14 protein-coding genes are annotated in these 13,542 nt (G+C 59.6%); 5 read left to right on the plus strand and 9 right to left on the minus strand.

Annotation, left to right across the window (positions count from 1 at the left end):
• Positions 1-9 precede the first annotated feature (9 nt).
• A complete protein-coding gene (locus AB0P14_RS15030) occupies positions 10-1,137 on the minus strand; it encodes an exo-alpha-sialidase (protein WP_363843888.1) in 1,128 nt (375 codons plus the stop codon).
• 140 nt (positions 1,138-1,277) lie between these two features.
• Between AB0P14_RS15030 and AB0P14_RS15035 the strand changes: the two genes are divergently transcribed.
• The 3 genes from AB0P14_RS15035 to AB0P14_RS15045 all read left to right on the plus strand — a co-directional run bounded on the left by AB0P14_RS15035 (position 1,278) and on the right by AB0P14_RS15045 (position 4,265).
• Positions 1,278-1,592, plus strand: coding sequence for a metal-sensitive transcriptional regulator (locus AB0P14_RS15035; RefSeq protein WP_363843891.1), 315 nt, complete (start codon positions 1,278-1,280; stop codon positions 1,590-1,592).
• A 5-nt stretch (positions 1,593-1,597) separates the two neighbouring features.
• Complete coding sequence (locus tag AB0P14_RS15040; RefSeq protein WP_363843893.1) at positions 1,598-1,825, plus strand: heavy-metal-associated domain-containing protein; 228 nt, start codon at positions 1,598-1,600, stop codon at positions 1,823-1,825.
• Positions 1,826-1,892: 67 nt separating this feature from the next.
• The gene (locus AB0P14_RS15045) at positions 1,893-4,265 is read left to right on the plus strand and encodes a heavy metal translocating P-type ATPase (protein WP_363843895.1); all 2,373 of its coding nucleotides are present in this window, start codon (positions 1,893-1,895) and stop codon (positions 4,263-4,265) included.
• On the opposite strand, the gene AB0P14_RS15050 is transcribed toward AB0P14_RS15045, so the two are convergent.
• The gene (locus AB0P14_RS15050; protein ID WP_363843897.1) at positions 4,239-5,312 is read right to left on the minus strand and encodes an EamA family transporter; all 1,074 of its coding nucleotides are present in this window, start codon (positions 5,310-5,312) and stop codon (positions 4,239-4,241) included. The two genes, AB0P14_RS15045 and AB0P14_RS15050, sit on opposite strands and share 27 nt — an antisense overlap.
• Positions 5,313-5,384: 72 nt before the next feature.
• Here AB0P14_RS15050 and AB0P14_RS15055 point away from each other — a divergent pair, with 72 nt between their 5' ends.
• Positions 5,385-5,957: a CGNR zinc finger domain-containing protein gene (locus tag AB0P14_RS15055; protein ID WP_363843992.1), complete on the plus strand. Its 573-nt coding sequence runs from the start codon at positions 5,385-5,387 to the stop codon at positions 5,955-5,957.
• 73 nt (positions 5,958-6,030) lie between these two features.
• On the opposite strand, the gene AB0P14_RS15060 is transcribed toward AB0P14_RS15055, so the two are convergent.
• The 5 genes from AB0P14_RS15060 to AB0P14_RS15080 all read right to left on the minus strand — a co-directional run bounded on the left by AB0P14_RS15060 (position 6,031) and on the right by AB0P14_RS15080 (position 11,189).
• On the minus strand, positions 6,031-6,921 hold the full coding sequence (locus AB0P14_RS15060; RefSeq protein ID WP_363843900.1) for a carbohydrate ABC transporter permease: 891 nt from the start codon (positions 6,919-6,921) through the stop codon (positions 6,031-6,033).
• Entirely contained in the window at positions 6,921-7,820 is a 900-nt protein-coding gene (locus AB0P14_RS15065; RefSeq protein ID WP_363843902.1) for a sugar ABC transporter permease, read from the minus strand. Before AB0P14_RS15065 ends, AB0P14_RS15060 begins: the two co-directional genes overlap by 1 nt.
• A 92-nt stretch (positions 7,821-7,912) precedes the next feature.
• Positions 7,913-9,328, minus strand: coding sequence for an N-acetylglucosamine/diacetylchitobiose ABC transporter substrate-binding protein (gene ngcE, locus AB0P14_RS15070; RefSeq protein WP_363843904.1), 1,416 nt, complete (start codon positions 9,326-9,328; stop codon positions 7,913-7,915).
• A gap of 132 nt (positions 9,329-9,460) precedes the next feature.
• Positions 9,461-10,225, minus strand: a complete 765-nt coding sequence (locus AB0P14_RS15075) for an SIS domain-containing protein (RefSeq protein ID WP_363843906.1) — start codon at positions 10,223-10,225, stop codon at positions 9,461-9,463.
• Positions 10,218-11,189, minus strand: coding sequence for a MurR/RpiR family transcriptional regulator (locus AB0P14_RS15080; protein WP_363843908.1), 972 nt, complete (start codon positions 11,187-11,189; stop codon positions 10,218-10,220). The genes AB0P14_RS15075 and AB0P14_RS15080 overlap by 8 nt, the downstream gene beginning before the upstream one ends.
• A gap of 92 nt (positions 11,190-11,281) precedes the next feature.
• Here AB0P14_RS15080 and AB0P14_RS15085 point away from each other — a divergent pair, with 92 nt between their 5' ends.
• The gene (locus AB0P14_RS15085; protein WP_363843911.1) at positions 11,282-12,346 is read left to right on the plus strand and encodes a BadF/BadG/BcrA/BcrD ATPase family protein; all 1,065 of its coding nucleotides are present in this window, start codon (positions 11,282-11,284) and stop codon (positions 12,344-12,346) included.
• Between the two features lie 123 nt (positions 12,347-12,469).
• Here AB0P14_RS15085 and AB0P14_RS15090 read toward each other — a convergent pair whose 3' ends face one another.
• Together AB0P14_RS15090 and AB0P14_RS15095 are read right to left on the minus strand one after the other, a co-directional pair.
• On the minus strand, positions 12,470-12,856 hold the full coding sequence (locus tag AB0P14_RS15090) for a hypothetical protein (protein ID WP_363843914.1): 387 nt from the start codon (positions 12,854-12,856) through the stop codon (positions 12,470-12,472).
• A 74-nt stretch (positions 12,857-12,930) separates the two neighbouring features.
• On the minus strand, positions 12,931-13,539 hold the full coding sequence (locus AB0P14_RS15095) for a hypothetical protein (protein ID WP_363843917.1): 609 nt from the start codon (positions 13,537-13,539) through the stop codon (positions 12,931-12,933).
• Positions 13,540-13,542 lie beyond the last annotated feature (3 nt).

Raw genomic sequence — 13,542 nt, forward strand, 5'->3', positions numbered from 1 at the left:
GAACCGCCGCTATAAGAGCTCGACGGCGGCGGCCCGGACACACAAGACATCCGGCAGTTGCTGCAGGATGGGGACAAAGTGCTCACCTTCATCGGCGCTGGCGTAGACCGTGCCGCCTCGGGTACCAAAGAACAGACCCACTGGCTCCGCGGTGTCCACAGCTGCGGCATCCCTGAGCACCACGTTGTACTCTGGTTGCGCCAGACCGGTGGCCAAACATGTCCATGACTGACCGGCGTCGTCCGTCCTATACACGCCCATCTGCCCATCGGGTGGGATCCGCTGATAATCGGCAGTAAGGGGAATGACCCAGGCCGTGTCCGAGCGCCACGGATGCGTGAGGATGGTGAAGCCAAAGTCTGCGGGCAGGCCAGCGGCAATGTAGTCCCAGGAGTCCCCGTTGTTGGCGCTGCGATACACGCCACCATGGTTCTGAGCGAAGAGCACCTCCGGATGGTTGGGGTCGCGAGCGATTTTGTGCACGCATTGACCGAATTCCGGGGTTTCCACAGGCATGAAGGTGGCACCAATTCCCTTGTTGCGCGGCATCCATGAGGCCCCCGCATCTGTGCTGCGATAGACGCCACCGGTGCTCATCGCGATATGAATCGTGTCCGAATCGGCGGGACTGGGCAACACGGTATGCGCTGCTGCACCGCCATAACCGGCGCCCCACTCGGTGCGGTGTGGATGGTCCCAGAGTCCCCGATTGAGTTCAAAGTGTTCGCCTCCGTCGGTGGATTTCCATACGGAAATCGGTTCGCAGCCCGCCCAAACCACACCCGGCTGGGCGGCACTGTCCGGCTGGATCTGCCACACACGCTCCAGTGCCGCATCAGTGTCCGGCGGGAAAGTGATGGCGCCTTGTTCTGGCTCCTGCCATGTGGCACCAAAGTCATCCGAATGCGCCACTGTGGGACCCCAATGTTCGCTTCGCAGGCCCACCAAGATGCGTGTCCGCCCTCCACGGGTGTCGATGGCGATGCTGGGGATCTCCTGCATCAGAAAATGTGGCCCGGTGAAGACGTAATTCTGACGGTCACTACTGGTACCCAGCCACAGTCCTTTTTTCGTACCCACGGCCAGCAGATGCATGGGATCAGAGCGTGCGGCACCGGCTGCTTCATTTTTTTCCATGCACTAAAGTCGACCACCACGGCGGCGACACAGCAAGGGTTACCCGCTGGTAACTTAACCCGAGAACGGCCGATTCCTACCGCCGAGCATACCCCCTGGGGGTAATTGACTTATACCCCATGGGGGTATAGGTTGAGAGTATGGAAACAGAAGTACACACCCACGGTTACTCAGAGGAAAAGCAGGCCTACCTGCGCCGCCTCAAACGCGCCGAAGGCCAGGTTCGCGGCATCGCCCGCATGGTGGAGGAAGACAAATACTGCATCGATATCCTCACCCAAATGGCTGCCGTCAACAAGGCCCTCCATGCTGTCAGCATTGGCCTGCTCGAGGACCATATTGCCCATTGCGTGGTCAATGCAGCCCACGAATCCGCCGAAACCGGCAACCCGGAGATCGTCGCCGAGAAGGTTTCCGAAGCAACATCAGCCATTTCACGTCTACTCAGGAGCTAATCATCATGAGCCACACCATCACCGTCAACGTTTCGGACATGACCTGCGGCCACTGCGTCAGCTCCGTCACCGAGGAACTAAGCGAACTCAAGGGCGTTGAAAACGTCGCCATCGACCTCAATTCCGGCGGCACCTCAGCAGTCACCATCACCTCGACCCTGACCTTGGACCCGGCAGAAATCTCCGAAGCCGTCGCCGAAGCTGGATACCTCGTGGTCTCCAACAACGCCTGATCCGGCAGCGCCTGAACCACATCGCCTGACCCACACGTAATCTCGCAACAAGAAATTAAGGAGCGCCATGAGCGCCTCAGACATTTTGTCCCAAACCACCAACCCTGGCCCCCGCATGGTCGAGATCGACATTGAAGGCATGACCTGTGCCTCGTGCGTCAGCCGGGTTGAGCGCAAGTTGGGCAAACTCGAAGGCGTCAGCGCTTCCGTGAACCTCCCGCTGGAAACAGCCCAGGTCACGGTCCCCGCCGGCATATCCGATCAACAAATCCTCGACACCGTCAAGGCCACCGGCTACAAGGCGCGGCTGAAGAATTCTCCAGCCTCGCCCGCCATGAAGCACGACGCCGGCCCGCACCTTGCGCACGACTCCCACCTCGGTGCCGCGCAAGCAGGCGGCCCTGCGCGGGGAGACCACGCGAACGGCGACCACGCCGGACACGGCGAAAGTCATGAGGACCACAGTCATGAGGACCACATGGCACACGGTGGCACGGCAGCCACGCTGCGTCCACGCCTGATACTGGCCGCGATCCTGACCGTTCCGGTCTTTCTGGTCTCCATGTTTCCGGCCTTACAGTTCCCGCACTGGGGATGGGTCGCCGGCGTTCTGACCCTGCCCGTGGTCACATGGGCCGCTTGGCCGTTCCACCGCGCCGCGGCCATCAACGCCCGCCACTTCGCCTCCACCATGGACACCCTAGTGTCCATCGGCGTCAGCGCAGCATTCCTGTTTTCCGCTGTGGAACTGGCCATGGACCCCATGATGACCGAACATGGCAACGCCATGGCTGGTCATGCACCTCTTTACTTTGAGGTCTCCGCTGTGGTGGTCACCTTCCTGCTCTTGGGCCGCTACTTGGAAGCAAAAGCCAAGGCCAGGGCCGGAGACGCGCTCAAGGCGCTGCTGAGTCTGGGCGCCAAAGAAGCCACTGTGCTCCGCGACGGTGTTGAGGTCAAAATCCCGACGGCAGCAATGGAAGTAGATGAGATCTTCGTGGTCCGCCCCGGCGAGAAAATCGCCACGGACGGCGTAGTCACCGATGGCACCTCCGCCGTGGACACCTCGCTGATCACGGGCGAATCATTGCCCGTAGACGTCACACCAGGCGACAGTGTCACCGGCGCCACTATCAATACCTCGGGACGATTGCTGGTCAAGGCCACCCGCGTCGGGAGTGAAACCACGCTGGCACAGATGGGCAAGTTGGTCAGCGCTGCGCAAGCGAGCAAGGCACCAATCGCCAGGCTGGCAGACCGGATCAGCTCCGTTTTCGTACCCATTGTGCTGGTCATTGCCGTCATGACGTTCGTCCTCTGGCTCCTGCTCAGCGGTGATCTCCAAGCTGCGTTCACGGCCGCCGTCGCCGTTTTGATCATCGCCTGCCCCTGTGCTCTGGGACTGGCTACACCCGTCGGACTGCTCACAGGAACAGGCCGGGCCGCCCAACTGGGCATCCTGATCAAGGGCCCGCAGGTTCTGGAAGACACCCGCACGGTGGACACGATTGTGCTGGATAAGACCGGAACCGTCACCGAGGGCAGGCTCTCAGTGGTCGAGACCATACCCCTCACCCAAGTGCCGGCCGACGAACTCCTGCGCCTGGCTGGAGCCGTGGAGTCCCACAGTGAGCACCCCATCGCCCACGCTATCGTGGAGCACGCCCGCAACCGCGGCTCACTTCCGGAAGTTCTGGACTTCACCTCCTCCCCCGGGGGCGGCGTACGTGCACTGATCGAACGCCGCATAGTTTTGGCCGGCAGAGCAGGCTGGCTAAAAGAGAACGGTGTCGAAATTACCGCGGCCGCCAACGCCGAGCTGCTCACGCAGCAACAACGCGGCACTACCGCTATTTGGGTTGCCGTTGATGGCGAAGCCGCCGGGCTCATCGCCCTGAAGGACACCATCAAGTCTGGTTCAAAGGCAGCCATCGCGAAGCTGAAGGAGTTGGGCCTGCGTCCCATCCTGCTCACGGGCGACAACGCCTCGGTCGCCGCTCAGGTGGCGGCAGCTGTGGGTATCGCGGCCGAGGACGTCTTCGCCGATGTGCTGCCCGAAGGCAAGGTGGAAGCCGTCAAGAAGCTGCAGGCTGCTGGTGCCATAGTGGCCATGGCGGGCGACGGTGTCAACGATGCTCCCGCCCTGGCTCAGGCAGATCTGGGGATTGCCATGGGATCCGGCACGGATGTGGCTATCGAGGCCGCGGATCTGACGGTCATGGGTAGCGATCTGGGCCAGGTCGCCACGGCCATCGCACTGTCCCGCAGGACGCTGGGAACCATCAAGGTGAACTTGTTCTGGGCCTTCTTCTACAACGCCGTCGGCATCCCGGTGGCTGCGTTTGGGCTATTGAACCCCATGATCGCCGGTGCCGCCATGGCCGCCAGTTCCGTGCTGGTGGTGGCGAACTCGCTACGGCTGCGGCGTTTTGGTCGCTAGCGTGACGGCCGGTAGCTGCTCGACCGGTAGCGCGTCAGCCGGAAGAGCACCAGCAATTTCTAGGCCAACGGGGTAACTCGGCCCGCGGCTGGAGGATCCACGCAAATCGTCCAGCCGCACCAGCACCACGCCACCCATGATGGCAAGACCGCCCAGAAGTTGAATGATGCGGGGCATTTCACCCAGCAGTAGCCAGGCCCAAATCACGGCAAAAAGCACCTCGAAAAGCGCCACAAACGACGCCACCTTCGAGCCCAGCCCGCGGGTCGCCACAATACCCATCAGGTAGGCGAAAACCGTGGTGACTAGCACCAACCCGAGCACCGGAACCAGCCAATGCACCGGCGTCCCAGCAAATACGGGGTCGGTAAAGGTGAAGGACATGGGCAGCACGCCAACCACACCGAGCCCCACGATCATCGCCGCACCCACCGCCATACCGCCGCCAGCCATGAGAACTGGCGGGACGGCGTCGTCCGCTTTGGCAGACATGACAAAGTACACGGCCGAACACACCGCCGCGGCCAGCCCCCACAGCACGCCCTCGAGGCTCACCTTTTGGCTACCCGCGAGATCGAGCACCAACACCAAGCCGGTCATGGCGCACACGGCACCAACGATGGTCAGCGCGCGCGGCCGACTCCGCGTCATAAGCCAGGCCCAGCCCACCAGCAGCACCGGCGAAAGGTATTCCAGCAGCAGCGCCACCCCCACCGACAAGTGCTGGACGGCGTTGAAGTAGAACAGCTGGCATAGCGCGATGGGCACCACACCATAAATTGCGATCCGCCCCAGCGAGCCCTTGACCTTGGACCAGCGCCGTACCAAGGTGATGATCACCGGAATCAGAAGTACGACGGCGGCCCCTCCAATGCGGACGGCGACAGCCGCACCTGGGGACCAGCCGACGTCAAAGAGCGACTTCGCGAAGGGTCCAGAGAGCGCGAAGGCCGCTGCCGAAATCAGAGCCAGCAGGAGCGCTGGCGAGGCCAGCACGGTGCGGGAACCCGCTGTGGGTGTGCGGAAAGTGGAGGATGAAGTGGTCATGGCAGATCCATTTGTCAGCAGTAAAAGGCGTTAGACTAATGACATTACGCTCAGCAAATGTCAGGAGTCAACATGGTCTTTAGTCATGACACGGAAATGGCGCTGCTCTCCGCCGTGAATCTGATCAACACCGCCCCCCTTTCAGTTGCGGAAGATGGGTCCATAACCGGTGCCGATGGGCTGGAAACCGTGGCTGAGCTGGATGCCTTTGTGCTGCAGGAGCAGTTTTCCGGATCGAGGGAGCATACCGAAGCGGAAGTGGCCGCGGTGCGTGAAATACGGCAGGAGCTGCGCGGCATCTTTACCTCGGACGAGGCAACGGCGGCGGATATGGTCAATGGACTGCTGGCGCGTGCTCAGGCGCTACCCCAGCTGGTCAAGCATGATCAGTGGGATTGGCATCTCCATGCCACAGCACCCGCCGCCCCACTTGCCGAGCGCATGGGGGTGGAGGCTGCCATGGCCCTAGTTGATGTGATTCGCAGCAGGGAGCTGACACGGTTGAAGGTGTGTGCCGCCCCGGATTGCTGCGCAGTGGTGATCGATCTGTCCAAGAATCGCTCACGGCGGTATTGCGACACCGGCAACTGTGGCAACCGTGCCCACGTGGCTGCGTACCGGCGTCGTCAATCAGGCCTTAAATGACATCGAACGGTGAGTAGTTGACAATTTTTGCGGGATACATTGTCAACTACTCACCGCTCGAGGAGGAGAAACTCTACTTCATGGTTCCTGCGGACACCGAGCCCTGGAGCTGGCGCTGGAACAAAACGTACATGATCAGAACTGGGACGATCACAATGATGGCGGCTGCGAAGAGCGCACCAAAGTCCACGGAGTAGCCCATCTGACCCGCATAGCGCGCAATACCCTGGGAGAGGACGTAGTTCTCTTCCTTGGTGTTGATGGCCACAGGGATCAGGTACTGGTTCCACAAGCCAAGGAAGTTGAAGATGGCCACGGAAGCCATACCGGGCTTAGCCATGGGCAGCATGACCTGGAAGAAGGTCCGCCATTCACCGGCCCCGTCAATCTGCGCGGCTTCGGCAATCTCATTCGGGAGCGCTTTGAAGAAGGAGAACAGGAAGAAGACGGTGAAGGGCAGTGCGAACGCTACGTACACAATGATCAGGCCGGGCAACGTGTTCAACAGCCCCATGTTCTGCAAGATGAAGAACAACGGCACAATAGCCAGGAAGATCGGGAACGTCAGACCGGCGAGCATCAGGTAATAGATCGCACGTGAACCGGGGAACACATAACGGGCCAAAACGTAGGCACACATGGCACCCAGCACCATCACGATGACCAGAGCAAAGCCCACCACAATGACGGTGTTGAAGAAGTACCTGCCAATGCCGGCGGTATTCCAGGCATTGATGTAGTTCTCAAACTTCCACTCCGCGGGGAGGGCTAACGGCGAAGCAAAGATTTCCGTCGTCGTCTTGAAGGAGGACAGCAGTGTCCAGCCCAGCGGAACCAGAACCAGCAGCGACCACAGGGTGAGCATGGTGTGTGAAACACCGGCTACAACCTTGTCACCCTTGGTGTCCTGGCCCTTACGTTCAACATGGTCCAGAGGTGAATTGTTACTAAGTTTGAGAGACATTATTCTGACACATCCTTGCTGCCGCCGGTCCAACGGTTCACCAGGAATACCAGTGCCGAGAAAATCAAGGTAATTGCCGCCAGCACCACACCCATGGCACAGGCCAGGCCAAACTGACCCTTGGTGAAGGCAGTACTGAATAGTCTCTGCGACATGACTAGGGTGGAGTTGGCGGGACCACCCGTGGAGTTCAACACGGACATGTAGACAAAGGCGTCGAGAGCCAGGATACCCATGTAGACGTACGCCGTCTGAATGTTGTCGCGGATGAGGGGAATCGTGATATTTATGGCGGTGCGCAGGCGTCCAGCACCATCAATTCGGGCTGCTTCAAAGGTTTCAGCGGGAATGCCCTTGATGGCGGCAATGAACAGGATCATGTAGAAACCCACAAAGCCCCACACAATGACGAACATAGAGGCAACCATGGCGGTGCGCTCATCACCGAGCCAGGCGAAGTCCTTTGCACTATCAAAACCAATACCCGTCAAGATACCGTTGAGCAAACCGTTGCGCGGGTCATAAATCTGGGCCCAGATAATGCCGATAACTACGGCAGGGATCACGTACGGGAAGAAGGAGATGACGCGGTAGAAACCCGAGCCTGCGAGGCCCTTGATCTGCCCGCGACTGCTTCCGCCAATGGTGACAAGACTGGCCAAAATCAGCGAAAGAATTACTGTGATTACAGGCAGGAATACCGCCAAGATGACACTGTTGCGCACCGAAATCATGAAGATGTCATCGTTGAAGAGCTTGGCGTAATTACCCAAGCCCACGAACGGCATATTGTTGTCGAAGCCGCTCCAGCTGGTCATTGAATAGTAAATCGCCTGAACGAATGGCGAGATTACGAAGACCAGATAGATCACCAACGGCAGTCCCAAAAAGACTGCCATGAAGCTAATCTTGTCGAATGTCAGTTTCTTCCGGCGCCGCCGGGTGGGGGCGACAACGCCCCCACCCGGCTGCACTGCGTTTGTTACTTGAGTCACTTCACTTCAATCTTCTTGACCGAATCGTCTTTGGCAACCTTGTCGGTGATTTCCTGCAGAGCCTTGGTCAGGCCAGCGACGTCGAGCTTGCCATCGAGGAAGGAATTCCACGGCACCAGCATGTCGGGATTCATGCCGTAAGTGTCAACGAAGTTCCAGGTGAAGATGTCCTTGCCAGCCTTATCCAGCATGGAGGTCTGTGACACCAGTGCGGTGGAACCGAAACCGTCCGCCGGAACAGTACCCTTGACCACGGTGGGCGCGAGCTTCTCCTTGGCGAAGTTGGTTGCAGCTTCCTTGGAGAGCATAGTGCGCAGCAATTCCTTGCCCGCTGCAACGTTTACGCCATCCGTGGGAACGATGAACGGCTCGCCACCTGCGGACCGAACTCCCGTCTGGGCAATCTTCGGGCTTGCAGAGACAACGGGAACCGGAGCACCCGTCATTTCGAAGCCCGCCTTGGTCTGGTCCTTCATCTCGTTCTCGATCCAGGAACCGGACGGGTAGAGCAGTGCTTCCTGGCCGTTGGACCACTGCGCCTGCGCGGCGGTGAAGACGGTGCCTGCACCACCGGGGACGAACATGCCAGCCTTGACGATCTTCTCCATGGCGGTGAAGACGCTCTGGACGGCCGGCAGCGACCAGCAGTCGGGCTTGAGGTTTTCCAGGGAGAGGCGAACTTCGTCGCCACCTTCCTTGATGGCCGACTCAATAGCCATGGTCTGGTAGTACGTGGCAGCTTCCTTGCCGAAGACGAACAGGTACTTGCCCTTCTCCTTGGCCTTGAGGCCGAGCTCGTAGGCTTCGTCCCACGTGGTGGGGACGGTCCAGCTGTTCTCCTTGAACAGGCTGGCGGAGTACCACCAGGCGTACACGGTGAGGACGTAGTTGATAGCGGCAAGCTTGCCGTCGAAGGTGCCCGGAGCCAATACGCCGTCGAACAAGGTGTCGGCGATCTTGGTGCCTTCGAGGTTATTGGCGTCAATAACGCCCTGCAGGTCCTCGAGCTTGTCCAAGATGGTGCTGAAGCCGATGGACTTTGCACCGGAGTTATCGATCAGGTCCGGCGGAGTGCCACCGACAAACCGGGGCTGCAGTTCCTGGGCGATGTCGGTGGAGGGTTTGATGGAAACTTCAAGTCCCGGGAAGTTCTTCTTGACGATGGCGCCAGCGAACTCAACGTAGTCGATGCCGTAACCACCATTGAAGATGACCGCGTCGAGCTTGCCGGTGTCGGCTACCCCAAACGGGTTCTTCGTGGGATCAACGGCGCCACCGGGAGCCTTCGACTCAGTGGTGGTGCCGCCGCCTGCGCAGGAAGCCAGCGCTCCACCCAAGGGCAGAAGTACGGCGGTTGCCAGGGCACCACGGAGGAATCCACGACGCTGCAGCGGCTTGTTCTGAATACTCATTTTCTTTACTGCCTTCCATTGATGGTACGAGCGCTAATTCGGTACTACTTTGTACTTGGTTAGTACGTTCACTGCAATTCATTCGGCTGACTTCAAGCGCTGTAGCTGACTTCAACTTCAGTGCCGTTGGAATCATGCCTCACGCCTGAGCCGGCCAGAATACTGGCCCACCAGTGCGGTATTGTGTTCGTCCCCGCCCGGGATATTTGCCGAAATATAGATGGGCGGTTTCTTCCCCGCACGGACTAGGTATTGGACCGTCTCAATGGTCAGCAGCTGCGCGATGTACGCAGCTGTGATTGATGAAACCGCACCAACACCTCCTCCGCCGGAAACTTCGAGGGTGGTATCGCCAAAAGGCGCCCTATTATCGATAACAATGTCGGCAATCTCGCTGAGCCGCTTCCCCGAAGGGTGCTTAGTCTCGACAGCATTGCTGTGCTCAAGGCTGGTGACCGCAATGACCTTATGTCCGCGTTCCTTGGCCGCAAGCGCCAGGCCGACGATCGAACCGTTGACGCCGGAGTTGGAGGCGATGAGGAATATGTCACGGGGATCCACTAGGGACAACTGGAACAGTTCCTCGGCAACTCCGGTGTCCCGCTCCAGCACCGAACCTGCCAGGGAGTCCAACGCAGAAACATCGCGATTTCCATGAAGCACCAGATCGCGCAAGGCAATCTTGCTCGTGGGAATCAACCCGCCGGCTCGGCCAGCGATTTCCATAGCAAAGGCCTCGGAATGCCCGGTGCCGAACGCTTGGATGACACCACCATTATTGAGGGCTTCCGCCATGGCAGCTGCTGCTTCGGCTACGCCGCCTGCAAGGGCCCATTCAGTGAGGGCTTCAAGCCGCGAGGAAACCTCTAGGGCGTAGACGGCAATCGAATCAGACACTGTCCTCGCTCCTTCCGGCGTTACGCTGCCCTCTGTGAGCATTCAACTCGATCCGAGCTGCCCGAGTGGGGCGCCGATGAGGTGAGACGGCCATGGCAGAGGCTGCCAACTTTGATGTGGTTTGGTTAAAGTTCACTTGAGCCACCAGCAAATAAATCAAGTCAAGAACAAGCAGCTGCACATGCTTGGCGGAGAGGTCATCCGGCTGCAGGAACTGCTCGTGTACCGAGGTGATGATGGCTTCGTCGGCACTCTCTGCCAGCGGTGAGCCCGGATTGTTGCTGAGCGCAATGGTCAACGCACCAGCCTCACCCGCTTCCCGAAGCATTTGCAGCGTTTCTTCTGTGCGTCCAGTGTTTGAAATTCCAATGGCCACCGAGTTGGTGTCCTGGATGGCCGCACTGGTCAAGCCAGCATGAACCTCGGACCAGTGGTGGGCGTTGATGCCGATCCGGTAGAGACGCGATTGCAGCTCTTTAGCCATCACAGCGCTGCCACCAATGCCATAAATGTCCACATGGGAACTCATGGCAATCCGGCGGGCAATCTTGTTCATCAGGGCTAGATCCATGACGGCAGCCGTCTCCTCCAGCGAACGTGTATGCGCATTCACCAGCGTGCTCAGAACGTCCCGGGGAGAGTCATCGGGGCCAAAGGCCCGGCCAATGTCGGCTTTCCATGATTCACGGGCATCACTGCGGCCCAGGTCCGAAGCAATGCTGACCCGGAATGGGACATAGCCGGCATAACCCAACAATCGACAGAACCTAGTCACTGTGGCAGGTGAGGTTTTGGTTTGCTCCGCGAGTTCCATAATGGAAAGCTCCAGGGGCGCTTGCGGGTGCTCTAGAAGAAAGGAACCAATTTTCGCCATGGCCGCTGGCATGTCAGGTAGTTTGGCCTGAATGCGATTCACGACACCGGCAGCCGAAACCACTATGGCGGGAGTCATGGAGGCTGGCATGTGAAAATCCGTTTCTTCTAGGTGGTTACATAATGAAAACTATTATCACCGCGGATGTAAGTCAAGTCACACCTAGACACAGAATGGTAACGATGCGCAATTATCTTGCAATTGATGCTGGGGGCACCTCCACGAGAGCGGTCCTGCTGGACTCCTCGGGCCATTGTTTTGGCTACGGTACGGCGGGGGGAGGAAACCCGGTTTCGCGGGGATTTCCGGGCGCTTTGGAGTCCTTGGCGCAAGCCACATCCAAGGCCTTGGGAGGGGGGCGGCAAAACATCTCGGAAGCCATCCTGGCCATGGCAGGAGCATCGCTGGAATTGCCGAAACATTTGTTCCGGGACCGCTTCATGACGCTGGGTTTGACTGGAAAAGTCATGATCGAATCTGATTTATTAGCGGCGTTTTACTCTGGAACTTATCAAGATGAAGGTTGCGCCTTGATAGCTGGAACCGGAGCTGTGGGGGCCCGCATCTCTGGAGCCGAACTGGCCGCGGTGGCCGATGGCATGGGATGGTTGCTCGGCGACAATGGTTCGGGGTTCTGGATCGGCCGAGAAGTAGCGCTAGCAGTTGCCGCTGCACTCGACGGCAGGGGGCAGCGGACTATTCTGACCGAACTGCTGCTGGCAGAACTAGGAATCCCGCTGAATTCTTCACAACGAAGTCAGGGCCGGCTGCGGGCTCAGCAACAAATGATCCTGAAGACTTACGAGCTGAGCCCCATCGAACTTTCGCGCTTTGCTCCGCTTGTCTTTACAGCAGAAGGGGACGCTGTTGCCACTGGAATAGTGGACCGGGCCGCCCGGCATTTAGCCCAGACCCTCCTGGCCGTAGCCGGAGGCGGAGCCGGTGATGGAACTGGCGGTTCAGCTGGAAGCGCGGCAGGCGACGCAACGGGTGGAGCATTAGCGGGAGCAGAATTCGCCGCACAACCCTTGGTCTTTGGCGGCAGTGTGCTGACCAAGGGTGGGACAGTTGCGGCAGCGGTGCTGGATCAGCTTGCCGCGGCGGGCGTCAGGACTGCTAGTGTCCCTGCCTTAGTTGAAGACGGTGTCGTCGGCGCGGCAGTTCTAGTGCTCAAGCGCAATGGCATTGAAGTGGACGCGGCCGTCTTTGCCCGGATCCAAGGGAGCTTAGCGGCTCTGCGTGCCTAGGGCGCCAAGCCAGCGCCGGAGCAGGGCGCCGCGCCGGCGCCGAGCCAAGCCGGCGCAGGGCCTGCGCCAAGCCGGTGCCAAGCCAGCGCCAGCGCCGGCGCCGCGACTACGGGGTTAGCTTGCTTAGTTTTCAGCACCTTCGCCTGCAGAGGAAGCGGAGTCATCCCCAGCGGCTTTCTTGCGCTGAGCTGCTTCCTCTGACTTCTTGGCCGCATCGGCGGTAGCCTGTGCCAGCCGGTCCGAGGACTTGCGGTAGACGCCCGAGCCCTCGCTGAGAGAAGGGTCATTTTCCTTGTGGCCCATGACCAACAATGAGGAAATAAGCAGTGCAACTACGAAGGTGATCCCGCAGGCAATTCCCGCCAGGTCCCAACGCAGGCCGTATTGCGTGCCGCCGGAGGCAAAAACCAGGGTAAGAACGCCTGCGATGGCAGCCAGCGCAGCCGAGAAGCTCAGTGGGAGCTTGATGGAATTGGCTGACTGGGGGTTCTGCGGCTCTTCACTGCCCACAATTGATCCTTTACTTTGGTTGGTGTGTCGCGCACCACGCGTTTCTACGCAAAGTAGAACATCTGACTACTAGTTTACTGGGGTTTTGGATTGCTGCCGTCATGGCGCAGGGTCAGTGCTGACAGTGCCCAAAGCGCACCTGTCATTAGTGCTCCACCGCCTGCCACTCCCATCAATGCATGAGGACCGGCTCCAGCGTAGAACGGCAGCAAAATACCTGTTCCCAACCCCAGGACTCCTGATATCCGCCAGTCGCTGGTGAGAGCCAGTTTCGCCCCGGTTGCTGCTGTCGACTTCCGCAGGCCTACGAACAGCTCAGAAGCGCCAAGGAAGGCCAACGCCACGCCACCGAGCCAGGCAGCCATCGCTGTGTTGGCTGAAATCGCCACGACCACGCCGCCTACGGCCAAAATCCCCGCTGCCCCCTGGAGTACAAAGCGGCGGTGGTCCCCGCTTGGCAGGGCCAGAGCGCGCACCACCCCGTACTGGGCTGCGGCAGAGGCAAGGAAATATGCGCCTAAAGTCAGACCTAGTCCCATCGGCCCAGGAGCAGCCCAAAAGACTGTTGTGAGCCCGAAGGCCAAGGTGACAATCGCCCGAAACAACACGGGCCGCCACAGTAGTGGACGTCCGGAAGTTGAAAGATTGGCATGGGCAGGCTGGGGAACGGCGGTTTCACTCACCCA

The organism is Specibacter sp. NPDC078709 (assembly GCF_040686795.1).
Classification (GTDB): domain Bacteria; phylum Actinomycetota; class Actinomycetes; order Actinomycetales; family Micrococcaceae; genus Specibacter.